The 25,263-nt window shown below is 68.4% G+C and carries 24 protein-coding genes and 1 riboswitch; of the genes, 11 read left to right on the top strand and 13 right to left on the bottom strand.

Translation table 11 applies throughout. From position 1 onward, the window contains the following. Window positions 1-10 precede the first annotated feature (10 nt). The 6 genes from OV287_RS23970 to OV287_RS23995 all read right to left on the bottom strand — a co-directional run bounded on the left by OV287_RS23970 (window position 11) and on the right by OV287_RS23995 (window position 6,325). Entirely contained in the window at window positions 11-1,846 is a 1,836-nt protein-coding gene (locus OV287_RS23970) for a CocE/NonD family hydrolase (RefSeq protein WP_267536359.1), read from the bottom strand. A gap of 80 nt (window positions 1,847-1,926) precedes the next feature. Further along, window positions 1,927-2,292 carry a Rieske (2Fe-2S) protein gene (locus tag OV287_RS23975; RefSeq protein ID WP_267536360.1) on the bottom strand — a complete coding sequence of 122 codons (366 nt, stop codon included), beginning with the start codon at window positions 2,290-2,292 and terminating at the stop codon, window positions 1,927-1,929. After that, window positions 2,289-3,302, bottom strand: a complete 1,014-nt coding sequence (locus tag OV287_RS23980; protein ID WP_267536361.1) for a fumarylacetoacetate hydrolase family protein — start codon at window positions 3,300-3,302, stop codon at window positions 2,289-2,291. The genes OV287_RS23975 and OV287_RS23980 overlap by 4 nt, the downstream gene beginning before the upstream one ends. Further along, window positions 3,299-4,612, bottom strand: a complete 1,314-nt coding sequence (gene hmgA, locus OV287_RS23985; RefSeq protein WP_267536362.1) for a homogentisate 1,2-dioxygenase — start codon at window positions 4,610-4,612, stop codon at window positions 3,299-3,301. Before hmgA ends, OV287_RS23980 begins: the two co-directional genes overlap by 4 nt. 32 nt (window positions 4,613-4,644) lie before the next feature. Next, window positions 4,645-5,718, bottom strand: a complete 1,074-nt coding sequence (gene hppD / locus OV287_RS23990) for a 4-hydroxyphenylpyruvate dioxygenase (RefSeq protein ID WP_267536363.1) — start codon at window positions 5,716-5,718, stop codon at window positions 4,645-4,647. A 151-nt stretch (window positions 5,719-5,869) separates the two neighbouring features. Beyond that, window positions 5,870-6,325, bottom strand: a complete 456-nt coding sequence (locus OV287_RS23995) for a MarR family winged helix-turn-helix transcriptional regulator (RefSeq protein WP_267536364.1) — start codon at window positions 6,323-6,325, stop codon at window positions 5,870-5,872. 274 nt (window positions 6,326-6,599) lie between these two features. Here OV287_RS23995 and OV287_RS24000 point away from each other — a divergent pair, with 274 nt between their 5' ends. From OV287_RS24000 to OV287_RS24010, 3 genes are read left to right on the top strand one after another with little or no spacing between them, the layout of a single operon-like run. Then, a complete protein-coding gene (locus OV287_RS24000) occupies window positions 6,600-7,754 on the top strand; it encodes a protoglobin domain-containing protein (protein ID WP_267536365.1) in 1,155 nt (384 codons plus the stop codon). Between the two features lie 8 nt (window positions 7,755-7,762). Next, window positions 7,763-8,485, top strand: a complete 723-nt coding sequence (locus OV287_RS24005; RefSeq protein ID WP_267536366.1) for a response regulator — start codon at window positions 7,763-7,765, stop codon at window positions 8,483-8,485. Next, window positions 8,482-9,582 (top strand): sensor histidine kinase, encoded by a 1,101-nt coding sequence (locus OV287_RS24010; protein ID WP_267536367.1) that lies wholly within the window; start codon window positions 8,482-8,484, stop codon window positions 9,580-9,582. The genes OV287_RS24005 and OV287_RS24010 overlap by 4 nt, the downstream gene beginning before the upstream one ends. A 3-nt stretch (window positions 9,583-9,585) precedes the next feature. Here OV287_RS24010 and OV287_RS24015 read toward each other — a convergent pair whose 3' ends face one another. The 4 genes from OV287_RS24015 to OV287_RS24030 form a co-directional block, all read right to left on the bottom strand. Further along, window positions 9,586-11,007 (bottom strand): sigma-54-dependent transcriptional regulator, encoded by a 1,422-nt coding sequence (locus OV287_RS24015; protein ID WP_267536368.1) that lies wholly within the window; start codon window positions 11,005-11,007, stop codon window positions 9,586-9,588. 84 nt (window positions 11,008-11,091) lie between these two features. Beyond that, on the bottom strand, window positions 11,092-11,613 hold the full coding sequence (locus OV287_RS24020) for an OsmC family protein (RefSeq protein ID WP_267536369.1): 522 nt from the start codon (window positions 11,611-11,613) through the stop codon (window positions 11,092-11,094). 125 nt (window positions 11,614-11,738) lie between these two features. Then, the gene (locus OV287_RS24025) at window positions 11,739-13,046 is read right to left on the bottom strand and encodes a universal stress protein (protein ID WP_267536370.1); all 1,308 of its coding nucleotides are present in this window, start codon (window positions 13,044-13,046) and stop codon (window positions 11,739-11,741) included. Window positions 13,047-13,087: 41 nt separating this feature from the next. After that, window positions 13,088-13,537 (bottom strand): CBS domain-containing protein, encoded by a 450-nt coding sequence (locus OV287_RS24030; protein WP_308809712.1) that lies wholly within the window; start codon window positions 13,535-13,537, stop codon window positions 13,088-13,090. A gap of 233 nt (window positions 13,538-13,770) precedes the next feature. Continuing rightward, window positions 13,771-13,879, top strand: a riboswitch (TPP riboswitch). Window positions 13,880-13,914: 35 nt separating this feature from the next. On the opposite strand from OV287_RS24030, the gene thiC reads away from it, so the two are divergent. Then, window positions 13,915-15,798 carry a phosphomethylpyrimidine synthase ThiC gene (thiC, locus tag OV287_RS24035; protein ID WP_308809713.1) on the top strand — a complete coding sequence of 628 codons (1,884 nt, stop codon included), beginning with the start codon at window positions 13,915-13,917 and terminating at the stop codon, window positions 15,796-15,798. A 114-nt stretch (window positions 15,799-15,912) separates the two neighbouring features. Further along, entirely contained in the window at window positions 15,913-16,305 is a 393-nt protein-coding gene (locus OV287_RS24040) for a DUF4870 domain-containing protein (RefSeq protein ID WP_267536371.1), read from the top strand. 26 nt (window positions 16,306-16,331) lie between these two features. Here the strand turns inward: OV287_RS24040 and moaA are convergent, their stop codons facing one another. The 3 genes from moaA to thiO all read right to left on the bottom strand — a co-directional run bounded on the left by moaA (window position 16,332) and on the right by thiO (window position 19,941). Then, window positions 16,332-17,330 carry a GTP 3',8-cyclase MoaA gene (gene moaA / locus OV287_RS24045; RefSeq protein ID WP_267536372.1) on the bottom strand — a complete coding sequence of 333 codons (999 nt, stop codon included), beginning with the start codon at window positions 17,328-17,330 and terminating at the stop codon, window positions 16,332-16,334. A 58-nt stretch (window positions 17,331-17,388) separates the two neighbouring features. Continuing rightward, window positions 17,389-18,720: an HD domain-containing phosphohydrolase gene (locus tag OV287_RS24050; protein ID WP_267536373.1), complete on the bottom strand. Its 1,332-nt coding sequence runs from the start codon at window positions 18,718-18,720 to the stop codon at window positions 17,389-17,391. A 111-nt stretch (window positions 18,721-18,831) separates the two neighbouring features. Beyond that, window positions 18,832-19,941, bottom strand: a complete 1,110-nt coding sequence (gene thiO / locus OV287_RS24055; RefSeq protein ID WP_267536374.1) for a glycine oxidase ThiO — start codon at window positions 19,939-19,941, stop codon at window positions 18,832-18,834. A 301-nt stretch (window positions 19,942-20,242) separates the two neighbouring features. On the opposite strand from thiO, the gene hisG reads away from it, so the two are divergent. From hisG to OV287_RS24085, 6 genes are all read left to right on the top strand, one after another. Further along, a complete protein-coding gene (gene hisG, locus OV287_RS24060) occupies window positions 20,243-21,097 on the top strand; it encodes an ATP phosphoribosyltransferase (RefSeq protein ID WP_267536375.1) in 855 nt (284 codons plus the stop codon). 65 nt (window positions 21,098-21,162) lie between these two features. Further along, window positions 21,163-22,395, top strand: a complete 1,233-nt coding sequence (gene hisD / locus OV287_RS24065) for a histidinol dehydrogenase (RefSeq protein ID WP_373371920.1) — start codon at window positions 21,163-21,165, stop codon at window positions 22,393-22,395. Continuing rightward, window positions 22,392-23,429, top strand: a complete 1,038-nt coding sequence (locus OV287_RS24070; protein ID WP_267536377.1) for a pyridoxal phosphate-dependent aminotransferase — start codon at window positions 22,392-22,394, stop codon at window positions 23,427-23,429. Before hisD ends, OV287_RS24070 begins: the two co-directional genes overlap by 4 nt. Then, window positions 23,426-24,019, top strand: coding sequence for an imidazole glycerol phosphate synthase subunit HisH (gene hisH / locus OV287_RS24075; protein ID WP_267536378.1), 594 nt, complete (start codon window positions 23,426-23,428; stop codon window positions 24,017-24,019). The genes OV287_RS24070 and hisH overlap by 4 nt, the downstream gene beginning before the upstream one ends. Next, entirely contained in the window at window positions 24,016-24,729 is a 714-nt protein-coding gene (locus OV287_RS24080) for a 1-(5-phosphoribosyl)-5-[(5-phosphoribosylamino)methylideneamino]imidazole-4-carboxamide isomerase (protein ID WP_267536379.1), read from the top strand. The genes hisH and OV287_RS24080 overlap by 4 nt, the downstream gene beginning before the upstream one ends. Next, the gene (locus OV287_RS24085) at window positions 24,726-25,262 is read left to right on the top strand and encodes an imidazoleglycerol-phosphate dehydratase (protein ID WP_267536380.1); all 537 of its coding nucleotides are present in this window, start codon (window positions 24,726-24,728) and stop codon (window positions 25,260-25,262) included. The genes OV287_RS24080 and OV287_RS24085 overlap by 4 nt, the downstream gene beginning before the upstream one ends. Window position 25,263: the final 1 nt, after the last annotated feature.

The following is a 25,263-nucleotide window of genomic DNA, read 5'->3' on the forward strand; positions in this document are numbered from 1 at the left end:
GTCACGCCATTCAGTGCACGGAAGCGGTAGGCGCCTCGGCCTGAGGCTCCACCGGAAGGAGGAGCCTCGAGGCCCCCTCCGTTCCTCCGAGCTCAATCGTCTGCGCGGCCACCACGGGCGTCGTCTCCTCGTACCAGGGGCGTGCGGTGTTCAGGTGCGCCGACAGCATGGGGTAGTTCGACGAGGACACCCAGAGCCCAAGCCGGTGTCCCTTCGTCAGCACCCAGGCGGTGGGACGGAAGTCGATCTCCACCTCGCGCTCGCTGCCGGGTGCGTACGGAATGGGCGCTGGCGTGTCCTCCAAGGGTAGCCGCAGGGTCGCAGCTCCGTCGGTGACATGCAGCGCGCGCCCCTTCTCGTCCACGTCGACGAGCTTGGCGACGAAGGCGGTGTCCTCCGCGCTCGATCGCACGCGAAGACGCAGCCGCGCACGGCCGGCGATTCGCATTTCGGACTCCGCCGGTGTTCCAACGAAGCGCAGCACGTCCTGTCGCGCACAGGGCCACGTCTGAACCACCGGGCCTGGCGGGGTTCCCTGGCGACCCAATATGGCGAAGGCCAGCCCGCGGCCCCCGCCCTCGCTCCTCCAGGGCTCAGCGGGGTCATAGCGGTAGGACAGCGAGACGGGCATGACCGGTGACTGGCCGCTCAAAGAAGATGAAGCACACGCCCCAGGCGCCCCCTCGGCCGGTGCTGTGTCCAGGAAGAGCACCTGCTCCCGGGTCGCGGGAGGCCATGCGGGCAGGACTCGGGCACCGTTATCTCCATGACCGGCGACGACCACGCGGCCCGCCTCATACGGCAGGGGTACGCCTTGGAGCGCATGGCGCAGCCACGGGATGAGGAACGCCCACTGGTTCATGTCGTCCTTGATGCCGGGGTTTTTCAATGCCCCGCTCTGCATGCCCAGATGGTTCCATGGCCCCAGCACCAGCATGCTCCGCTCGCGCGAGGCGAGTGACTCCCAGGTATGGAGAGTCGCCGGCAGGAAGGGATCATCGAAGCCACCGATGAGGATCATCGGAGGAACCCCGAGCCGTTCCGGCAGCCGCCGCAAGGCCACGGTCTCCGGCCGCTGCCACAGCCCGCCACCGGGCTCCAACGCCTTCAACCACTCCCGGTAGAAGGGAAGCGGCGCGCCGAAGGCGGCGACATCCGCCTCGTAGTGCGGGCGGTGCTCGAGCATCTTCCGGTAGGCCTCCCCCGGAGCTCTGTTCCCGCGACGGGATGGCATGAAGGCCGCCCAGGCTGTCAGCAACTCATGCGGAAACAGCCCCCGCTCGGAGACCACCTCCTGGAGGTTCGTGCCGAAGACGGAAACGGCCACCGTCTTCACTTCGACCGGCAGCTCGCCCGCCACGGCGGCGAGCGCCGTGCCTCCGAGGTACGACACACCATAGAGCGCGATGTTGCCGTCGACGAAGGGCTGCCGCGCGAGCCACCGCAGGGTGTCCTCGCCATCGGCGACCTCGTTCACCAGGGGCCACCACTCGCCGCCACTGGCCATCCGTCCTCGCACGTCCTGCAGCACGCAGCCCAGGCCGTAGCGGACGAACAGGTCACAACTCAGCTCGATGAAGGGCCCCAGATCGTAGGGGTTGCGGATGAGCACCACGGGAGCGCGCTCCACGCCCTCCGGCAGGAGGATTCGCGTGGACAGCTCCACACCATCCCGCATGCGCACTGCCTCTGTTCGCCAGGTGCCCGGCCGATGGGTGAAGTCCGGGAGCGAGTTGGAACTCCGCCGGTCTTCCTGGATGGCGTTGCGCACCAGGCCACAGCCCACCGTGCAGCACCCCAGGAGAATGACGAACAGCTGGCCCCAGAATGAGCGAACACTCAACATCCGCTGAGGATATCCACAAACCTCATGGAGCGGCGTTCTCCGGCTGCCATGGTGGCGCCGACACGCCGGCCTGCTCGTCCTCAGGCCGTCTTCACCACACCGTGCTCGACCGTGACGGGCCAGGGGGTCAGCCGCTGGCCGGAACACGGGCCTCCGACGCACACCCCATCGTCCAATCGGAAGAGCGCTCCATGCCAGGAACAGGCGATCAGCTGGCCGTCGGGCGTCAGATAGCCATCGAGCTTCTGCGCGAGCGGCAGTCCCTGATGCGGGCAGCGGTCCACGTAGCCCCGGACCTGCTCGCCCGTACGCACCAGGAAGCCGTGGAAGAAGGCCTCGTCAATCTGCAGGACGAAGTTGCGCGCTCCGGGAGCCGCGAGGGCGTCGAGCGTACAAAGCGCGACGCCAGCAGGAGTCTCGAAGACGCGCGTACGGCCCGTGCTCATCGACGCGGAACCGCGACGGTCTGCTCGATTGCTCCGAAGAGAGAGCGTCCCGACTCGTCCTGCATCTCGATGCGCACGCGGTCCCCGTGGCGGAGGAACGGCGTCTTGGGCGCCCCCGCCAGGAGCGTCTCCACGGTCCGTACCTCGGCGATACAGGAGTAGCCGAGCCCGCCGTCCCGGATGGGCTTCCCGGGACCGCCATCCGCATCGCGGTTCGACACGGTGCCCGAGCCGATGATGGAGCCCGCGCAGAGGTCACGCGTCTTCGCGGCGTGTGCCACCAGGGTGCCGAAGTCGAACGTCATGTCGACGCTCGCGTCCGCACGCCCGAAGGGCTCTCCGTTCAGCGACACGCGCAGCGCCCCGTGCAACTTGCCCTCGCGCCACGCGCTGCCGAGCGCATCAGGCGTGATGGCCACGGGCGAGAACGAGGAGGCCGGCTTGGATTGGAAGAACCCGAAGCCCTTGGCCAGCTCCGCCGGGATGAGGTTCCGCAGCGATACGTCGTTGACCAGCATGACGAGCCGGATCGCCTCGAGCGCTTCCTCACGGGTCGCGCCCTGCCGCACGTCTCCGGTGATGACCGCGACCTCGCCCTCGAGGTCACAGCCCCAGCTCTCGTCCGCGAGCGGGATGGGCTCACGCGGGCCGAGGAAGCCATCCGAGCCGCCCTGGTACATGAGCGGGTCGGTCCAGAAGCTCTCGGGCATCTCCGCCTTGCGCGCCTTGCGCACGAGCGCAACGTGGTTCACGTACGCCGAGCCATCCGCCCACTGGTAGGCGCGGGGCAGCGGCGAGGCACACTCTGCCTCGGAGAACGCTTTCTTCGGCGCGCCGCCACGATTCAGGGCCGCGGCGAGGGCTCGAAGCGGTCCTTCGCAGCGCTCCCACTCGTCGAGCGCACGTTGCAGCGTCGGTGCGATGGCCGTGGCATCGGCGCACCAGGCCAGGTCGTCCGAGACGACGACCAGGCGGCCGTCACGTCCTGATTTCAGTGAGGCGAGCTTCACCGCTTCGTCTCCGAGCCCGTTCCGGGCAGGCGAGCCTTCGGAAAGTTGGACCAGCAGGCGTCGTAGTCGCGCTGCAAGGCGGGCGTCTCCATCGCGAAGCGCGTCGGAGCGATCACCCAGCGGGTCTCGAACATGAACGCGAGCGTGTCGGCGATCTTGTGCGGCGCGAGGTTCACGGCCACCGCGCGCTCGTAGGTCTCACGGTCGGGGCCGTGGCCGCTCATGCAGTTGTGCAGGGACGCGCCGCCCGGCGTGAAGCCCTCGGCCTTCGCGTCGTATGCACCGTGCACGAGCCCCATGAACTCGCTCATGATGTTGCGGTGGAACCACGGCGGGCGGAAGGTGTTCTCGGCGACCATCCACCGTGGCGGGAAGATGACGAAGTCGCAGTTGGCGACCCCGGGGCTGTCGCTCGGCGAGGTGATCACCGTGAAGATCGACGGATCCGGGTGATCGAAGCTCACCGTGCCGATCGTGTTGAAGCGCGACAGGTCGTACTTGTACGGCACCAGGTTACCGTGCCAGGCCACCACGTCGAGCGGCGAGTGGTCGAGCTCAGCGGCCCAGAGGCGGCCCTGGAACTTCTGCACGACGCGCGTCGGGCGATCCACGTCCTCGTAGGCGGCGACCGGGGTAAGGAAGTCGCGCGGGTTCGCGAGCCCGTTCGCGCCGATGGGCCCCAGATCGGGGATCCGGAACAGCGCGCCGTAGTTCTCACAGATGTACCCGGATGCCGCCCCGTCGGGCAGCTCGGCGCGGAAGCGCACGCCGCGCGGCACGACACCGATCTCGCCCGGGGAGAGCCCCAGCACGCCCATCTCCGTGACGAGCCGCAGCCGCCCCGCCTGCGGGACGATCAGCAGCTCACCGTCAGCGTTATAGAAGACGGTGTCGGTCATCGACCGGTTGGCGACGTACTGGTGAATCCCCACGCCCATGCCTTGCGAGGGCGAGCCATTCCCACCGAACGTGACCAGACCCTCGATGAAGTCGGTTGGCTGGGTCGGGCGAGGGAGCGGATTCCAGCGCAGGCGGTTGGGCGTGGTGGGTGTCTCGGTGAAGGGTCCGCTCCGCAGCTGGCCCTCCGGCAGCGGACGGAACGACCCATGGCTCGAGCTGGGGCGGAGCCGGTAGAGCCAGCTCCGGCGGTTCTCGCGCCGTGGCGCGGTGAACGCCGTACCCGAGAGCTGCTCAGCATAAAGTCCGTAAGGAACGCGCTGGGGAGAGTTCTGACCCTCCGGAAGCGCTCCCGCAACGGCCTCGGTCGCGAACTCGTTACCGAAGCCCGACATGTATCCGTCGATCGCCATATTCCCTCCCCGCGGTTCCCTCTACCAGATGCCTACGTCCTGGTCGCCACCTTGATGACGCCGCGGCGGATCTGATCGAGCTCGATGGACTCGAACAGCGCCTGGAAGTTTCCGTTGCCGAACCCTTCGTTGCCCTTGCGCTGGATGATCTCGAAGAAGATGGGGCCGAAGAGGTTCTCGGTGAAGATCTGCAGCAGGAAGCCCTCGGCCTTGCTGCCGTCGATCAGGATGCGGTTGTGCTTCATCCGCGCCAGGTCCTCCCCGTGGCCCGGCACCCGCTTGTCCACCAGCTCGTAGTACGTCTCGATGGTGTCCTGGAAGATGACGCCGCGCTCGCGCAGCTTCTCCACCGTCGTGTAGACGTCGTGGGTGGACAGCGCGAGGTGCTGGATGCCCTCGCCGTTGTACTCGCGGATGAACTCCTCGATCTGCGACTTCTCGTCCTGGCTCTCGTTGAGCGGGATGCGGATGGCGCGGTCCGGGGCGATCATCGCCTGCGAGAACAGGCCGGTCGCCTGGCCCTTGATGTCGAAGTACTTCTGCTCGGTGAAGCCGAACACGCGGTTGTAGAAGCTCGACCAGGTGCGCATCTCGCCGCGGCGGACGTTGTGCGTGAGGTGGTCGAGGATGTCGAGGCCAACGCTGTTCTTCGCCTCGGCCTCCTTCGCACCGGGAATCTGGCGCCAGCCGTCATAGAGCGAGCCCTTCTCCCCGTAGCGGTCCACGAGATAGAGCAGGCTGCCACCGATGCCCTGGAGGACATAGCTGCCAGCGCCCAGGGTGCCCGACATCGGGTCCGCCGGACGCGCGCCACGCTCGATCGCCAGCTCGTAGGCCTTCTTCGCGTCCGCCACCCGGAACGCCATGCCGTTGGCCGAGGGGCCATGCAGCTTCCGGAACTCGGCCGCCTGGCTGGCTGGCTCACGGTTCACCAGGAGATTGATGCCCCCCTGCTTGTAGCGGATGACGTCCTTCGTCGGGTGCGTCGCGTAGGCCGTGAAGCCCAGCCGCTCGATCAAGTCGATCATCTTGCTGGGATCCGGCGAGGTGAACTCGACGAACTCGAAACCATTCAACCCGAGGATGTTCTCCGCCGCGCTGCTCATCACCCATGACCTCCGTTGAGCCCACCAGATAGTAACATCTGAAACAGTAACATCTGAAACTAAATATGCAAGCCAGCGTGCAGGCGCTTGTTGAGCTGCGAATGACCTGGACGCACTGCGAATACCCTGGATGCGCTGCGTCAGTGTCGCGTCAGCGACGGGTGAGGACGCGCTCGGCGGCCGTCTCCAGGCGGCGGAGCACGTCCTTGAGCTCGGTGATCTCCCGCTCGCTGAGGCCCTTGAGAACCTCTGCCTCCAGCTCGAGGGCGGCAGGGACGACGCGGGCGTAGAGTTTCTGCCCCTCGGCCGTGAGCGAGAGGCGGAGGGAGCGGCCATCATCGGCGTTCGTCACGCGGCGCAGGAACTTGCGCCGCTCGAGCACCTGGGCGGCTCGGCTCACCGTCACTTTGTCCATTTTCGTGCGGCCGACGATCTCTTGTTGAGTGAGCTCGCCGTTCTGCGCCAGCACGGTGACGACACGCCACTCGTGCATCTTGAGGCCAAAGTGCTCCTCATAGGCCCGTGCGATGACCTGGCTCACCGCGTTGGAGGCGAGGGAGAGCCTGTACGGCAGGAACTCGTCGAGCTTGAGATGGGAGCGTGCCACAGTCGCACGGTATTACACCCCGAACCCTCACTTCACGCGTGCAAAAGCTGCGCGCCAGTCTGCCAATCCGCAGGACTTGCGCGCCCCACGGTCCGCTCCTGAGGGTCGTCCCTGGCGTGCTTCTTGCCTCGTAAGTGCCCGAGAGCTGGGGCAATCAGGGCGGTTGCCCGGTGGAAAAGCAAGCCCGAGCCCAGCCAGGTTGATTTCTATGGAGGAGACGGTTGCATCCACCGGTGTTTCCGGCTTTCGGGCGCGGTAGAACCTTCACCTACGAATGGCCGAGACCTTGTTCGAGGAGTTGAAACGTTACGTAGGCTTCGGGGCAGAGGACGAGCAGTCGCTCCGTTCCCTGCATGAGGTGGCCCGGGAGGAGTTCCCGGCCATCGCAGAGGTCTTCTACGACCGCATTCTGGAGCACGAAGGAGCGCGCAGCGCCCTGGCGGGTGAGAGCCAGGTGGGTCACCTCAAGGTGACACTGCGGGCCTGGATGGAGCAGTTGCTGCGCGGGCCCTGGGACGAGGACTACTACCTCCTGCGCTGCCGCATCGGCCGCATGCACGTGCGCATCGCGTTACCCCAGCACTACATGTTCGGCGCGATGAACGTCCTGCGGCAGGAGTTCAACCGCCTCATCGACGAGCGCTACAACTGCCAGATGGAGCAGCTGCGCGCCGCGCGGGTGGCGCTCGGGAAGATCCTCGATCTCGAGCTGGCCATCATGCTGCACACCTACCGGGAGGATCTGCTCGCCCAGCAGGCGCGCAATGAGCGGCTGGCCACCTTCGGCCAGCTCGTCGGCTCCATCGGGCACGAGCTGCGCAATCCCCTGGGGGTCATCGAGACGTCGCTCTTCATCCTCAAGGGCCGGCCGATGGCCAGCGACGAGCGGGCCACCAAGCACCTGGGCCGCATTGGCGAGCAGGTGGCGCTGGCCAACCGGATCGTCACGGATCTGCTGGACATGATTCGCGACCGGCCGCTCAAGCACGAGCCCCTGCGGCTGGACGAGGTGTGGAAGGACGCGCTCACCTCGGTGCATACGCCTGCGGGCGTGTCCATCCGCGCCGAGGGGCTGGAGGCGCTTCCCACGCTCCAGGGAGACCCCGGGCAGATGCGCCAGGTCTTCGTGAATCTGCTGGAGAACGCCGTGCAGGCCGTCGGAGAGACGGGCACAGTGATGCTGACTGCCTCGACGGGCCCGGATGCAGTGGAGCTGGTCCTGGAGGACTCGGGTCCGGGCGTCAGTGACACCATCCGGCGGCGGATCTTCGAGCCGTTGATGACCACCAAAGCGCGGGGCATCGGCCTGGGCCTGCCGCTCGTGAAGCGCATTCTGGAGCGCCACGGTGGCTCTATCTCCTACGCTCCACGTGAGGGCCGGGGCGCGCGTTTCGTCCTCAGGCTTCCTTCCCACCCTTCCTCCAGGTAGGCGACGGAATGAGGAAATACCTGCTGCTGGATGACAACGAGGCCTTCGCGGAGAACCTCGCGGAAATCCTCCGGGACGGGGGAGACGAGGCCACCGTGGTGACGGAGGGCGCCCATGCCTTGGAGCTGGCGCGCGCTCAGCTCTTCGATGTGCTCCTCACCGACATGAAGATGCCCGGCATGAGCGGGGCCTCGGCGGTGCATCGGATCCGCCAGGTGGATCCTGGGCTCGCCGCCGTGGTCATCACCGCCTATCCCGGCGAGGACGACCTGGAGACGGCCCGGCGAGAGGGGCTGCTCGCGGTGTTGCCCAAGCCCGTGCCCATCCCCGCACTCGTGTCGCTGCTGTCCGAGGCCCGCCGGGACGGATTGGTGGCGCTCGTCGAGGATGATCTGGCCCTCAGTGACAACCTCACCGAGGTGCTACGCGCGCGGGGTTTCTCGTGCATCACCGCGAGCTCGGTGTTGGATGCCGACCAGCTCGCCGCGGTGCGTCCCTTCGCGGCGCTGGTGGATCTGCGGCTGCCGGGGGGCCCGGATGGGGAGGCGCTGCGCCGGCTGCGGGCTCGCTTCCCAGAGCTGCCAGTGTTCGTGATGACGGCCTACCCGGAGGTCCTCCTGCCCGAGGCCATGCCGGAGCATGCGGGCGTCTTCTCGAAACCTTTCGATCCGGCCGCGTTGCTGAATGAGCTGGAGCGCGCCCACGCTTCGCGCGCGCGGAGGACGTCATGAGCCTCTCCAACCGTCCCCGCGTGCTCGTCGTCGACGACAACGCGGCCTTCCTCGACAACCTCCAGGAGCTGCTCGGTGATGCGGGCTACCAGGTGTACGGGGCCAGCAGCTGCCGCGAGGCTCGCGAGCGGGCTCGGGAAGGCTTTGACGTGGCCCTGGTGGACCTGAGGCTGCCGGACGGGGAGGGGACGGCGCTCGCCCGGGAGCTGAAGGAGAAGGTGCCCGAGTCCGAAGTCGTGCTCCTCACCGGTTTCGCCACGTTGGAGACGGCCGTGTCGGCGGTGCGCGCGGGGGCCTGTGCCTACCTGATGAAGCCCTGCGCGCCCAATGAGCTGCTCCTCACGTTGGAGCAGGCCATGCGCCAGGTTCGCCTGCAGGAGGAGAAGCGAGAGCTGGCGCGCCGGGCCCAGGTGACGGAGAAGCTCGCCGCCGTGGGCACCATGACGGCGGGGCTCTCGCATGAGATTCGCAATCCGCTCAACGCGGCGGCCCTGCAGCTGTCGGTGCTGGAGCGGCGGATCCGCCGGCTCGCCGAGGAGCAGCAGCCCCACCTGCTGGATCCATTGCTGCTGGTGCGCGATGAGATCCGCCGGTTGGATCACATCCTCGAGGACTTCCTCCAGTTCGCACGGCCGCGCGAGTTCCGCCCGGAGTCGGTGGAGGTGAAGCTGCTGCTGCGGCGCGTGGTGGATCTGCTGGGCGGCCAGGCAGAGTCGCGCCGGGTGCGGCTGATGCTGGAGGGCGACGGGGGCGAGTCGATGCCACCCGTCATGGGAGAAGAGGAGCGGTTGCGTCAGGTGCTCATCAACCTGGCCATCAACGCGCTGGAGGCCACGCCGGCCGAAGGGCTCGTCCGCGTCGCCGCGAGCCGCGAGGGAGACATGGCGTTGATCATCGTGGACGACTCGGGCTCGGGCGTCCCGATGGAGATCCGCGACCGGCTCTTCGAGCCCTTCTTCACCACCAAGGCCCAGGGGTCCGGCCTGGGCCTGTCCATCGTCCACGCCATCGTGACGCAGCACGGTGGCTCGCTGGAGGTTGGCAGCTCGCCCGAGGGCGGCGCGCGCTTCTTCCTGCGCCTGCCGCTGGCTCGCTGAGCGCTACTCGGAGGCGGCCTCCTTCTCCGGGTCCTCCTCCTCTTGGCTGGCCGGCGCGGGCTTGCCATCCGCGGTGGTGCCGTATTCCTTGAGGCGGTACTGCACCTTGCGCACGCTGATGCCGAGGATCTCCGCGGCCCGCGAGGTGGAGCCCTGCACCATCTCCAGTGTGCGGAGGATGGCCTCGCGCTCGATCTGCGCCAGCGTGGCGCCCGGAATCAACGAGGAAGGGGAGGAGCCGGTGGGCCGAGGGCCCCGCAGTACAGGCGGCAGGTCGTCCGTGGTGAGCTCATTGCCCGCGGCCAGGACCACCGCGCGCTCCATGGCGTTCTCCAGCTCGCGAATGTTGCCCGGCCAGTCGTACGACAGCAGCGCCTGCAGCGTGCCCGGCGCCAGCCCCCGTACGTCCTTCCCATAGGCCTCGCTGTACTTCTCCAGGAAGTGGCTCACCAGCGCGGGGATGTCGCTCTTGCGCTCGCGCATGGGCGGCAACGTCACCGCCACCACGTTCAGCCGGTAGTACAGGTCCTCGCGGAACCTGCCCGCCTTCACCTCTGCCACCAGGTCTCGGTGCGTGGCCGCGACGATGCGCACGTCCACCTTCAGCGTCTGGGTGCCGCCCACGCGCTCGAACTCGCGCTGTTGCAGCACGCGCAGCAGCTTCACCTGCACCCCCGGGGAGATCTCCCCAATCTCATCCAGGAAAAGGGTGCCGCCGTCGGCCAGCTCGAAGCGGCCCTCCTTGCGGGCCACCGCGCCGGTGAAGGCGCCCTTCTCGTGGCCGAACAGCTCGCTCTCCAGGAGGCTCTCGGAGAGCGCGGCGCAGTGCACCTTGACGAAGGGCTTGTCGCGCCGCGGCGACTCCTGGTGGATGGCCTGGGCGATCAGCTCCTTGCCCGTGCCGGACTCGCCGAGGATGAGCACCGTGGCGCGGGTGGACGCCGCCCGCCTCACCACGTCGTAGATGGCCTGGAGTTGGGGCGCCTCGCCGATGATGTTGTGGAAGCGCGTGCGCTGACGCACTTGCTCGCGCAGGCTCTCCGCCTCGCGCTTCAGGGCCCGTTTCTCCAGCGCCTTGCCCAACACCACCAGCACGGCGTTGGCGTCCAACGGCTTGACCAGGTAGTTCTCGGCGCCAGCGCGCATGGCCTCCACCGCCGTCTCCACGCTGGCGAAGGCCGTCATCACGATGAACGTGGCGTCCGAGCCTTGCTCCCGAGCCTTATTCAGGAAGGTGAGCCCGTCCATCTTCGGCATGCGCACATCCGTCAGCACGGCGGCGGGCGAGAAGTCTGCCAGGCGGGCGAGCCCCTCTTCTCCGTTGGAGGCCTCAGCCACCTCATAGCCCTCCTCACCGAGGATGGTGGCGATGGCGCGGCGGGCATTGACCTCGTCGTCGACGACCAGGATGCGTTGCGTGGACATGGTGTGGACCGTAACAAGCAAGCGCCCCCCGAGGGGCGGATTCCTGAACGGTGAGCAACCATGCCCCGCACGCCTCGTCAAGGTTCATAACAGGCCTGCTCGCCCCCCTTCCCGCCACCTCCAGGTCTGCGGATGACGGCAATCCTCCTCGAGCGCCGCCGTGTGTTGCTCATCCCAGGTGTCGATGATGGGCTCGATGCGGGGGGTGAGCCTCAGCATGGAGCTGGGAAAGCAGCGCTCTGGGAGCGCCTCGAAGATGTGCCGCGCGGCTGCCGCATCCTGTTCATTTCGGACAGCCACATGGGGGCGGACGATCAGATCCGTGTAGTGGGGAAGCCCATCCGGACCATCCACCCGTCGGGCCACGGCAGAGCTTTGGTAGAAAAGTACCTCCACACCCAGGGCACGCGCTTGCTCCAGGAAGGCCAACAGGGTTCGCCCTTCCACGGCGCCAACCAGCAGCGTCTCGGGGTTCCATTGCCCCTCCAGGCCGGTGAGCTGCTCTCCCAGCGGAATGGCTGAGGCCCGATCTCCGGAGAGCAGCGCGCCACAGCCGCTCTGCCATTGGAGCCGTGTCTCGAACTCGCTGATGGCAACGTAGGTCACATCTCACCTCCGAGTGTCGTTCCCTCGGAATGAGACTTTCAAGGTGCGTGCCGGAGGAACCCGGGCCCGGCGGGGAACGCTCTTTCCCGAGCGTCGGGGCGGGAGCCCGGGCGCCCGCCTGCTCACTAGGGCCGAACGAGCAACACCGGCTTGGTGCTGTTCTGAAGCACCTCCTGGGCCACCGAGCCAACCAGCGCTTTGCTCAGCCCCGAGCGTCCATGGGTGGCCAGGCAGACGACGTCACAGCTAAAGCGCTCGGCCGCCTGGTTGATGGCCTCGGACACCCTCCGGCCATTCACCACCTCCACCCGCGTGGAGACGCCGCGGACGGCTGCCTCGGGGGGGATGAGCCCACGCAGCACCTCGGCTATGCGCTCCTGTTGGGGCGTGTGGACCGGGGAGGTGACAGGCCCCCCCACCGGCTCCAGCACATGCAGCAGGTAGACGGTGCCACCCGCCGGAACGATTGAATAGGCGTGGCGAACGGCGCTGATGCCCACCTCGGAGAGATCCGTCGGGGCCAGCACGCGGCGCACCTCGGGGATGGTGATCGCGGACACCGCGCTGGCTGGCACGCACAGCACGGAGACGGGAGCCTCGTGGATGATGCGCTGTGACACCGAGCCGTACCACCACTTACTTGCCCCGGTGCGCTGGTGGGTGCCCACCACGATGAGGTCCGCTTCTTCCTTGCGCGCCAGCGCCACCAGCGACTCGGCGGGCCGGCTCATGCTGGGATCCAGATGCACCCAGACCGCTCCGTTGCCGGGCATGTCTCCCAGGCGGGCCGTCAGGTCGCGCCGCAGCGCCTCCTCCACCTCGGGCGTCACATCGGACTCGGGAGAGAGGGGGACGCCGTAGCGCACGTGGGCATCCGCGCCCCAGTAGTGATGGGCGGCCACCACCTCGCAGTTGCCGAGCGTCCGCAGCTTGCGCACCCAGGCCACCGCGGCCTCGGAGGGCGGAGAGAAGTCCAGTCCCAGCAGGACGCGCAGGCTGCGCTCCCCGCGAGTCCAGGCTGTCAGAGGGTCCGCGGCGCGGACGACCAGGACGGGGCACCGGGCCGACTGCACCACCCGCTCCGCCACGTTGCCGATGCGCCAGCGCGGCGCCCGCTGCCCGTGGTGGGACACGATGATGAGCGAGGCGTGAACGAGGGCTGCGTGCTCGACAAGGACCTCGTCTGGGGGTCCCTCCCGCAGGTGGAACTCCACCCGGGTGTCCTCGGTGCGCAGCTCGGCGGCCAGGGCCTCCAGACGGGAGCTCAGCTCGCGGCGCAGGGCCTCATCGGTCGTGGAGGTGCGGCCAGTGCTGCCGTACTCGGTGACATGCACCAGGTGAAGCACCTCGCCAGTCCGCCGGGCGAGCACCGCTGCCGTCCGGGCCGCGGCCATCGCCCGCTCCGAGAAATCCGTTCCGAAGACGATCGACATGGTGCTCCCCTCTGGCCCTTCTCAGGCCTGTGTCGCCCGGCTCATGCTTCGTACTCGGCCGCGAGGCTGCGGCGGTCCATGTCCTCGATGAGGTGCTGGGCGTAGCGGACCATGTCCGCCTCGGTGAGGATGCCGATGAGCGTCCCATCCGCCCTCACCACGGGCAGGCAGCCGAACTTGTTTTCCAGCATCAGCTTCAACGCCTCGCGGGAGGGCGTGTCCGCGCGCACTGTCTTCACGTCGCGAACCATCATGTCCGAGGCCCACAGCGCCTGCTGGGCCGGATCCGCCCCGCCGCACTGGGCCGCGGCCTTCAGCAGGTCACGATGGGTGACGAGCCCGACGAGCTTGCCATCTCGTACCACGGGCAGGTGGCGGATGCGGTGCAGGCGGAGCAGCTCCTCCGCTTTGGCCAGATTCTGGGTCTCGGTGATGGTGACCAGATCGCTGCGGGTCATCAGCTCTCCAACGCTCTGCATGTGCATGTGCATGGCCCTGTCCTGAGGAATCGTGGGTCTTGAAAGAAGCTATTGCAGGATCGGTTCCAGGGCGTGTCCCCCTAAGGGCCCGCCACGTTGGCTGCCCACGGCTGGCTTGTCCGGCGCAACGTTTTCGCTCTGCGTGTGACTGTCCGCAGATGCTGCGGTCCCGTCTGTTCGCTGGCTGGCGGACAGGAGGCCCTCCAGGCGGTTGATACCCGGTCCTCCGGTGAGCTAGACCCTCGCCCTGTCGCTAGGGGTGCCCCCGATTAGGGGCTGAGACGGCCGTGCTGCGGCCAACCCTCTGAACCTGAACCGGTTAGTACCGGCGGAGGGAAGCGGCGGGCGCTCTACGCCTCGCCTGTCCTCCGTGTATTGAGGAGAGAGACGTGAGCGGAGCTTCGAAGAGCCTCAAGGTAGATGGGAAGGTGCTGGAGGGGATTTCCCGCGGGCCCCTGCCGGCCTCGCGCAAGGTGTACGTGCCCGGCGTGCTGCACCCGGACGTCCGCGTGCCCATGCGGGAGATCAGCCAGACGCCTACCCGGCATGGTCATGGGCCGGACGCGAAGGTGACGCCCAACCCCTCCATCTTCGTTTACGACTCGAGCGGCCCGTATACGGACCCCAACGCCTCTATCGATCTGCGGGCGGGGCTGCCCGCGGTGCGCTCCGAGTGGATCCACCGCCGTGGGGACGTGGAGGAACTGGCGGGCATCACCTCCGAGTATGGCCGCTCCCGCGAGGCGGATCCGCGCCTGGCCGGGCTGCGCTTTGGCCATCGCCGCAAGCCGCTGGTGGCGAAGTCGGGGGCCAACGTCACCCAGATGCACTACGCCCGCAAGGGCATCATCACCCCCGAGATGGAGTACGTGGCCCTTCGCGAGAACCTCAAGCGCGAGGCCGTGGCCGCCGAGCTGTCCCGGCAGCACCCGGGCCACTCCTGGGGCGCGGCCATCCCGCGGGAGATCACCCCTGAGTTCGTACGGGACGAGGTGGCGCGCGGCCGGGCCATCATTCCGGCCAACATCAACCACCCAGAGTCGGAGCCGATGATCATCGGCCGCAACTTCCTGGTGAAGATCAACGCCAACATCGGCAACTCGGCCGTCACTTCCTCCATCGAGGAGGAGGTGGAGAAGATGGTGTGGTCCATCCGTTGGGGCGCGGACACGGTGATGGACCTGTCCACCGGCCGCAACATCCACGAGACGCGCGAGTGGATCCTCCGCAACGCCCCGGTGCCCATCGGCACGGTGCCCATCTACCAGGCGCTGGAGAAGGTGGGGGGCAAGGCCGAGGAGCTCACCTGGGAGATCTACCGCGACACGCTCATCGAGCAGTGTGAGCAGGGCGTGGACTACTTCACCATCCACGCGGGCGTGCTGCTGCGCTACATCCCTCATACCGCGAAGAGGGTGACGGGCATCGTCAGTCGCGGCGGCTCCATCCTGGCCAAGTGGTGCCTGACCCACCACAAGGAGAACTTCCTCTACACGCACTTCGAGGAGATCTGCGAGATCCTCAAGGCGTACGACGTCAGCTTCAGCCTGGGTGATGGGCTGCGGCCGGGCTCCATCGCGGACGCCAACGACGCGGCGCAGTTCGGCGAGCTGGAGACGCTCGGTGAGCTCACGAAGTTCGCCTGGAAGCACGACGTGCAGGTGATGATCGAGGGCCCGGGCCATGTGCCCATGCACCTCATCCACGAGAACATGACGAAGCAGCTCGCGGTGTGCCACGAGGCGCCCTTCTACACGCTGGGGCCCCTCACCATGGACATCGCCCCGGGGTACGACCACTTCACCAGCGGTATCGGTGCGGCGATGATCGGCTGGTTCGGCACGGCGATGCTCTGCTACGTCACGCCCAAGGAGCACCTGGGCCTGCCTGACCGGGATGACGTGAAGGAGGGCGTCATCACCTACAAGATCGCCGCCCATGCGGCGGACCTCGCCAAGGGGCACCCGGGTGCGCAGATCCGCGACAACGCCCTGTCCAAGGCCCGCTTCGAGTTCCGCTGGGAGGATCAGTTCAACCTCTCGTTGGACCCCGAGCGTGCTCGCGCCTTCCACGACGAGACCCTGCCTGCCGAGGGGGCCAAGGTGGCCCACTTCTGCTCCATGTGCGGCCCGCAGTTCTGCTCGATGAAGATCACCCAGGACGTGCGCGACTACGCGGAGAAGGTCGGGGTGGGGGAGCAGACGGCCCTGGAGTCCGGCATGGCCGAGAAGAGCGAGGAGTTCAAAAAGACCGGCGGGCAGATCTACCGCTGACCTGCTCCGGGCTCATGACCTGCCGGGTCATTCTGGGTGACCTGGCAGGTCGCTGTTTCGTGACTTTTCCCTCGGGTTGGCGGAGGATGATCCCCGCCAGCACAAGGAGTGGTCATGGATACGCAGCAGCAGATGGGCTCCTACATCACCGGTTCCCCTGTTCCCACGACAGAGGAGAGGCAGTGGGCCATGCTCGCTCACGTGCTGACCCTGGCGCCCTACATCATCGCGCTGCCGTTCATCGGCTTCGTGGGGCCTCTCGTCGTCCGGGGCACCAAGGGGCAGGCGTCGGCCTGGGTGGACGCCCACGCGAAGGAGTCCCTCAACTTCCAGATCACCATGCTGATCGGCTACGCCGTCTCCCTGGTCACCGCCTGCGTCGGCGTGGGAATCGCCCTGGGCATCGTGCTCGCCATCTACAGCGCGGTGATGGCGATCGTCGCCGGTCTGAAGGCGTATAACGGAGAGGTGTACCGCTACCCGGCCATCCTCCGGCTGGTGACGTGAGCTGGCGGTAGGGGCGCGCGGGCGGCTCAGCCGCCGATGCCCATCATGGACAGCAGGGCGGTGCGGGTACCGGGCTCGGTGAAGCGGTGCCCCTCCGGCTTTTCGCCCAGGGCCTGGCGGATGGCCAGCGCCAGCTCCGAGTCCGTGGCTCCACCGCGGATGAGCGTGTGCAACGGCGCCTGGGCGCGCCCACCGAGGCAGCTGCGCAGGTCTCCATTGGAGGCCACGCGCACGCGGTTGCAGCCGCCGCAGAAGTTCTGGGTGAGGGGAGAGATGAAGCCCACCAGTCCCCCGGGCGCGCGCCAGTACTGAGCCGGGCCCGCAGCGGGGCCGCGCTGTGCTTCGTCGGGGACCAGGCTGAGCCCGGTGTCCTGGAGCCGCTTCACCAACTCCGCGGTGGGGACCGGGGTGCCCTGGCCGAAGGGCATCAACTCGATGAAGCGCGGGGTGAGGCCCCGGGCGTGGGCGTAGGCGATGAGCGCCGCCACCTCGGTGTCGTTCACCCCGCTCATGGCGACGGTGTTGAGCTTCAGCGAGGCGTAACCCGCCGCCGCGGCCGCGTCGATGCCGCGCAGCGTGGAGGCGAAGTCTCCCTGCTTGGAGATGCGCCGGAAGGTGTCCTCGGACAGGGTGTCCAGGCTGATGTTGAGCTGGGTGACGCCCGCCTCGCGCAGGGGCACCGCCAGCCGCTCCAGGTGGCTGGCATTGGTGGTGATGGCCAGCCACTCCACCCCGGGAACCGCAGCGATGCGCTGGGCCACCTCGAGGATGTCCGGGCGGATGAGGGGCTCGCCCCCAGTGAGCCGCACCCGGCGGATGCCCATGCGGGCGAAGACGGAGACGATGCGCTCGAACTCCTCGGGCGTCAGCAGGTCCTTCTTACCCCCCCAGCTGGCCGGCGAGCAGTACGTGCAGCGGAAGTTGCACCGGTCCGTCACGGACAGGCGCAGGTACGTCATGGTCCTCCCCTGAGCGTCCAGCAACGGCGGTGTCAGGGGATCCCTGGATGGGAGGGGGGCGGTCATGAGAGGGTCTCGACTATTAACCGACGGGCCGCCGTCTCGCATCCCCTCATTCTGAGCCTCAGTCGCGTGAATTACCCTGGCGCCCCCCGGCCAGGACCGACAGGACCACGGGCTGCTCGGGGCGGTTGGCCGTGGCCGAGGCCCCCACCGCCGGGGTGGGAGGAGTGGTGGGCGCGGGGCTGGTGGGGGCGCGAGGCGCCGGGCTCGTACTGGGAGTCCCAGGGCCGGGGATGCTCTGGTCGAAGTCGTCCATGTCATCGGTGAGCCGGGCCAGGGTGGCCTCGGCTTCCTGGGCCTGAGCCTCTGCCTGCACCAGCGTCAGCTTCCGCAGCTGCATGTCCTCCTTGATCTTGATGAGCGCCTGCTCACCGATGTCGAGGAAGGCTCGGACCACTTCGCGATCGAACTGCGTCCCGGCGCAGCGGGTGATCTCCGCAATCGCGTTGGCAAAGGTGGTGCCCTTGCGGTAGGGCCGATCGCTGGTCATCGCGTCCAGGGTGTCCGCCACGGCGAAGATGCGCGCGCCGATGTGGATCTCCTGGCCCCGGAGGTTGCGCGGGTAGCCCTGACCATCCCAGCGCTCCTGGTGCGAGAGCACGATCTGCGCCGGCGTGGCCAGGAAGGGGATGTTCTGGATCATCTGGAAGCCGATGTCCGGATGCTTGCGCATCTCCTGCCACTCTTCCGGCGTCAACTTGCCCGGCTTGAGCAGCACGGCGTCCGGCACGCCAATCTTGCCGATGTCGTGCAGCAGGGCGCCGCGGCCGATCTCTTCCAGCTCCTGGCCCTTGATGCCCATGCGCTCGGCGACGGCGCTGGTGTAGCGCACCACGCGCTGCGAGTGGTCCGACGTCTCGTGCTCGCGGGCGTCCAGCGCCGCCACCAGGGCCAGCAGGGTGGACTGGTAGGTGTGGGCGATGTCGCGGAGCGCGTTGCGCAGCTCGGTGGTCCTGTCACGCACCTTGCGCTCCAGCTTCTTCTGGTAGCGCTTGCGTGCCAGCTCGATGCGGCGCTTGGCGAGCGCCCGCTCAATGGCACGGATGAGATCCGTGAGCTTGGGTGGCTTGAGGAGGTAGTCGACAGCGCCGCGGCGCAGGCAGTCCACCGCGGACTCGGTGTCGCCGTAGCCGGTGAGCATGATGACGGAGGTGTCCGGATAGCGCTCGCGCAGCTGCTCGAGCAGCCACAGGCCATCCTTGCCCGGCATCTTCATGTCGCTGATGACCAGCGGCGTCTCTTCCTGGCTGGCGATGTCCAGGGCCATCTCGGCGCCACTGGCCACCACGCAGTTGTATCCCTCCTCCCTGAGGAGGACGGAGATGACGTCGCGCACGGAATCGTCGTCGTCGACGATCAGGATCCGGGGAGGTACGGGAGGGATGGCTTCCACGGGGGTCGATTCTAGGAGGATCGGGCCGCGGAAGGCCAACCCGACGCGGTTTTTCGACGCTCCCGGCTGCTCGGCCGGGTTCTCCAGGGGGTGGAATGTCTCCCTGGCGGCTCAGCGGCGGGGGAAGCGATCGAAACGGAACGGTGCGAGGTCCACCGAGGTGGACTCTCCGAGGACGGCTTGGGCCATGAGCCGGGCCGTGATGGGGGCCAGGAGGATTCCGTTGCGGAAGTGACCCGTGGCCAGGAAGAGGCCGGGCAGGGGTCCGGCACCCAGGATGGGTAGGTGATCTTCCGTATAGGGACGGAGCCCCGCCCAGGTCTCCTGCACCGGGGCCGAGGCCAGCGCGGGGCACAGCTCCATGGCCAAGGCGAGTATCCGGTGCAGACCCTCGGCCGTGACGTTCTTCTCGAAGCCTGCGAACTCGAGGGTGCTGCCGGCGATCACCCGGCCATCGGCTCGGGGGATGACGTAGCCCTTGTCGGAGAAGAGGACGTGGGAAAAGAGCGGCAGTCGGGTCTGCAACTGCACCATCTGCCCTCGGGCCGGGCGCACCACGCGGGGATCCACCGACACCCCCTGCACCAGGCCAGACCAGGAGCCGGCGGCGATGACCACGGCATCCGCGCGCAGGGTCTCCCCATCCAGGTCCACGCCCACCACGCGGCCGTGCTCCTCCACCACGCCGCGCACGTAGCCAGTGCGGAAGGTGGCGCCCACCCGGGCGGCGGCCATGGTGAGGGCCCGCGTGAGCAGCCGGTTGTCCACTTGATGATCATCTGGGAACCGGGCGGCGGCCACCACCTGCGGGGACAGCTGGGGCTCCAGGGCATGCACCTCGGCGGGGCCGAGCAGCTCCGCACGCAGATCCAAGGCGCGCTGCCAGTCCACCGTGGCCTTCAGCCGCTGGGCTCCTGCCTCGTCGAAGGCCAGGTGCAGCAGTCCGCTGGGCAGGTAGTCCACGTTGACGCCCGTGAGGGCGTGCAGCTCCGCGGCGAAGTCCGGGTACAGGGCCCGGCTGCGCAGGCACAGCTCGAGGAAGGGCCCGGGGCCCTCGGACTCCATCTGGGGCGCGAGGATTCCACCGGCCGCGCTGGAGGCCTCGGCTCCCGGAATGGAGCGCTCCAGAACCGTCACCCGCGCTCCGGCCTGGCGCAGCCTCAGGGCGATGCCACAGCCCATCACCCCGCCACCCACGATGATCACGTTGGCGTCACGCATCGCGCCGCTTGTGCTTGCTCCGAGTGGGGTTTGCAAGCGGGGTTTTCGCGCTTTGTGAGAAGGCCGGGTTGACGGCACGGGATGTTTCCGCTACCTAATGATCCCGTGCGTTTCGCGTCCAACCACCATCACCATGCGCATCATCATCGGCCCCCCGACGGGACCGCTCGCCGTGCGCATGCTTGGGTGACCGCGTAGAGACGCCCCCCGAAGCACCCGCCGCAGTGAACGGAAGCCCGTCCCACCCAGGACGGGCTTTTTTCGTTTCCGCGCTCGTCCTCCTGCCCCTCAGGTACTCACGATGCTGAAGATCGCTCTGCCCAACAAAGGCCGCCTCTCCGACGAGGTTCGCGAGCTGTTCAACGACGCCGGGCTGGAAGTGAAGGTCCGAGGAGAACGAGCCCTCACCGCGTCGCTCGGTGGCGAGTTCGAGGCCATCTTCGTCCGCGCCCAGGACATCCCCGAGTTCGTCGCCGATGGGGCTGCCGCCGCGGGCGTCACGGGGTGGGATCTGGTGTGCGAGTCCGGCCGCGACCTGGACCTGCTGATGGACCTGGAGTTCGGCCGGTGCCGGCTGGTGGTGGCCGCCCGCGAGGAGAGCGGCATTCAGAAGCTCGAGGACATCCAGGACGGGGTGCGGGTGGCGTCGTCCTTCACGCGGCTGACGCAGGAGTTCTTCACGAAGCGCGGGCAGAAGGTGACGGTGGTGCCGGTGTCGGGCGCGACGGAGATCGCCCCGCACCTGGGCATCGCGGACATCATCGTGGACCTGACCTCCACGGGCTCGACGCTGAAGATGAATGGGTTGCGTGAGGTGGGGACCATTGTCCAGTCGAGCGCGCGGCTGATTGCCCGCAAGGACCACACGCCCGAGGCGGCTGCGAAGCTGGAGGAGTTGCGTCAGGCGCTGAGCTCGGTGCTGGCGGCTCGGGGCAAGCGCTACCTGATGGCCAACGTGCCGCGCAGCGTGCTGCCGAGCGTGCGCGAGGTGCTGCCGGGCCTCAACGGCCCCACCGTGGTGGATGTGCAGGGCGGTGACTTCGTGGCCGTGCACGCCGTGGTGCCCGCCAAGAGCATCTACCGCACTATCGCCGCCCTGAAGAACCTGGGCTGCGAGGGCATCCTCGTCACCCGCATCGAGAGGCTGATGCCGTGAACCCCTCCCTGCTCAAGTACCGGGGGCGCCTCAAGGCGCTGTCCCCCGAGGCCCGCCGCCGGTTGATGGACCGCACGGGCACGTCGGATGCCCGCGTCGCGCAGCGCACCGCGGACATCATCGCCCGCGTGCGCCGGGATGGGGACAAGGCGCTCCGCGAGATGGCTCGCGAGTTCGACCGCGCGGAGCTCCAGTCCCTGGAGGTGCCGCGCTCTGTGTGCGAGGCGGCGCTGGCCTCGCTGGAGCCGAAGCTGAAGGACGCGCTGACCCGAGCGTCGCGCAATATCGCCAAGGCGCACGCGGCCCAGAAGCCCCAGGCCACCGAGGTGGAGACGGAGCCGGGCATCATCGTGGGGCGCCGACCGGATCCCCTCGGACGCGTGGGTGTGTACGCGCCGGGTGGCCGCGCCGTGTACCCGAGCAGTGTGCTGATGGGCGTGGTGCCCGCGAAGGTGGCCGGGGTGGGGGAGGTCATCGTCTGCTCGCCCCCGGGTCCGGATGGGAAGCTCTCGGAGGGGGTGCTGGCGGCGGCGGCGCTGGCGGGTGCGGATCGCGTCTTTGCCCTCGGTGGGGCAGGGGCCGTGGCGGCTCTGGCCTACGGTACCGAGAGCGTGCCGCGGGTGGACCGCATCGTCGGTCCCGGCAATGCCTACGTGGCCGCGGCCAAGCTGCAAGTGGTGGACGCGGTGGCCATCGACGCGCCGGCGGGGCCGAGTGAGATCCTCGTGGTGGCGGACAGCTCGGCGGACCCGGAGGCGGTGGCGCGGGAGATGCTGGCCCAGGCCGAGCACGACCCGGATGCCTGCTGCGTGACGGTGGCGGTGGGGGATGTGTTGGCGCAGGCGGTGGCCGCGGCGGTGGAGCGGGCGGCGGCTCGGGCGAAGCGTCAGGAGATTGTCACCAGGGCCCTGAGCGAGCGCGGCGCGGTGCTGAGCGTGGACTCGCTGGAGGAGGCCTGGCCCTTCGTGGCGGACTTCGCTCCCGAGCACCTGCTCATCGCCACCACGTCTCCGCTGGAGGAGCTGCCCAAGGCTCGCAACGCGGGCACGGTGTTCGTGGGTCAGTACGCCTCGGTGGCCTATGGCGACTACATGACGGGTGCCAACCACGTGTTGCCCACCGCGGGCCTGGCCCGGGCGTACTCGGGGCTGAGTGTGCTCGATTTCTATCGGTGGACCACGTACCAGCGCGTCACGCGCGATGCAGCGGCCCGGCTCGCTGACGACGTGGGCCTGCTGGCCGACAGCGAGGGCCTCTTCGCTCACGCCGAGGCCGCTCGCGGCTGGAGGAAGTCATGAGCCTGCCCTCGCGCGCCTCCTACCGGGACATCCCGCTGTACTCGCCCTCCAAGGTGAAGTGCAGCGTGGACTTGAGCGACAACACCAACCTCTTCGGCATGCCCCCGGCTGCCGAGCGCGTCCTGCGTGAGACGGTGGCTTCGCAGGTGAGCCGCTACCCCGTGGGCTATGCGCCGGAACTCAAGCAGGCCGTGGCGCGCTACACGGGCGTGGAGCCTTCGCGCGTCACGACCGGGTGCGGCTCAGACGACGTCATCGACAGCACCCTGCGCGCCTTCTTGGAGCCCGGTGAGCTCATTGCCTTCCCGGACCCGACCTTCGTGATGATGTCCTACTTCGCGAAGGTGAACGGCCTGCGCTACGCGCCAGTGCCGCTCAAGCCGGACTTCGACATCGACGTGGACGGGCTGCTCGCCACGGGGGCGAAGCTCATCTACGTGTGCTCGCCCAACAACCCCACGGGCACGGTGGCCTCGCGGGCCGCGCTGGAGCGGCTGGTGGACAACGCGCCCGGCATCGTCCTGCTCGACGAGGCCTACGCCGAGTTCGCCCGGGAGAGCCACCTGGACCTGGCCTCGCGGCCCAACGTGCTGGTGACTCGCACGCTGTCCAAGGCCTTCGGACTGGCGGGCCTGCGAGTGGGCTACGCGGTGGGCAACCCCACGCTGATCGCCGAGGTGGAGAAGGCTCGTGGGCCCTACAAGGTGACGGGCCTGTCCGAGCGCATCGCCGCCGCGGCGCTGTCCGAGGACGTGCCGTGGATGAAGGCCCGGGCGGAGGAGGCGCTGGCCATCCGCGCCCGGCTGGTGGCCGAGCTGGAGATGCTGGGGCTGAAGACGCTGCCGTCCGAGGCCAACTTCGTGATGGTGCCTCTGCCCGGCGCGCCCGCGCTGGCGGAGCGGATGCGGCAGCGGGACGTGAACGTTCGTGCATTCCAGGGACTGAAGGGCATCGGGGACGCGCTCCGCATCGGCTGCGCCCCGTGGACTCAGATCGAGGCGGCGCTCGGTGCGCTGCGGGAGGCGCTGCGGTGAGAGTGACGCTATTCGACTACGGAGCGGGCAACCTGCACTCGCTGGCCAAGGCGCTCGCCCCGGCCCCGGACGTGGAGGTGCGCGTGCAGGAGGACCCGATTCGGGCACTCGACACGGACGTGCTGGTGCTGCCGGGGGTGGGTGCCTTCGGCGCGGCGGCGGCACGGCTGGCTCCAGGACGCGAGCAGATGCGGCGCGCGGTGGAGGCCGGGCTGCCGTGCCTCGGCATCTGCCTGGGCATGCAGCTCATGTTCGACTCCAGTGAGGAGGGCGGCGGCGAGGGCCTGAGCCTCTTCCGGGGCCGGGTGACGAAGCTGCGCTCTCGGCGTGTGCCCCACATCGGGTGGAACTCGGTGGAGGAGGACACCGCGCTGAGGAGCGCGAAGCTCGGCACTGTCTACTACGCGCACAGCTTCGTCTGCCGCGCTGAGGAGCCTGGCGTGGTGGTGGGCTGGACGACGCACGAGGAGGACCGCTTCCCCGCGGCGGTGCGGCGCGGGAAGGTGCTCGGCGTGCAGTTCCACCCGGAGAAGAGCTCGGTGGCGGGCGTGCGCTTCGTGCAGGCCTTCCTCGAGGAGGTGCGCACGTGATTGCCATTCCTGCCATTGACCTGCGCGAAGGGGCCTGCGTGCAGCTCGTGGGCGGCTCCTACGCCGACGAGCGGGTGCGCGTGAAGGATCCGCTGGATGCGCTCAAGCGCTGGCGATCGTACGGCTTCAAGACCTTCCACGTGGTGGACCTCGACGCCGCGCTGGGCAAGGGCTCCAATGAGGGCCCCATCGGGAAGCTGCTGGCCCATGAGCCGGGCCTTACCTTCTCGGTGGGCGGCGGGGTGCGGAGCACGGCCAAGGTGGAGTCGGTGCTGGCACTGGGCGCCTCCTACGTGGTGGTGGGCACGAAGGCCATCGAGGACGCGGAGTGGCTGCGCGAGGTGGCCGAGCGCTATCCGGGCCGGGTGGTGGTGGCCGCGGACGTGAAGGGCCGCGAGGTGGTGACGCGCGGCTGGACTGCGGGCAGCTCCCTGGACATCGCCAATGTGCTGAAGACGCTGGAGCCGCTGCCTCTGGGTGGCCTGCTGGTGACGGCGGTGCACAAGGAGGGGCAGATGGAGGGGGTGGACCTGCCGCTGATGGAGGAGGTGGCCCGGTCGAGCCGTCATCCGCTGTTCGCCTCGGGCGGCGTGACGACGGTGGAGGATCTGCGGGCCCTCGGGCGCGTGGGGGCCTTCGGGGCCGTCATTGGCATGGCGCTGTACACGGGCACGCTGGACGCCACCGAGGTGGCGCGGGAGTTCGCATGACCACCATCGTTCGAGAGACGAAGGAGACGAAGGTCACGGTGGAGATCTCCCTGGGCAAGGGCATCGCCAAGGTGGACACGGGCCTGCCCTTCTTCGATCACATGCTGTCCACCTTCGCGCGCTACGCGGGCCTGGACCTGACGCTGCACGCTCGTGGCGACCTGCGGCACCACCTCATGGAGGACGTGGCCATCACCCTGGGCACCGCGGTGCAGAAGGTGATTCCCGCCACGGCGGCCCGCTACGGCGAGCGCACCATCCCCATGGACGACGCGCTGGTGCAGGCCTGCATCGACGTGGCCGGGCGCTTCTATTACCGCGGGCCGCTGCGCAACAAGCTGTACGAGCACGTGATGCGCTCGTTCTGCGAGCACGCCAAGGTGACGCTGCACCTGCGGATCCTCCGCGGCAAGGACAGCCACCACGTGACGGAGGCCGCCTTCAAGGCGCTCGGCATGGCGCTGCGCGACGCGATGGTGGACTCGGGAGTGGTGTTCAGCACGAAGGGCTCGGTCGCCCTGGAGGTGAAGTGAG

Origin of the sequence: Archangium lansingense, from assembly GCF_026626635.1 — a bacterium.
GTDB classification, from domain to species: domain Bacteria; phylum Myxococcota; class Myxococcia; order Myxococcales; family Myxococcaceae; genus Archangium; species Archangium lansingense.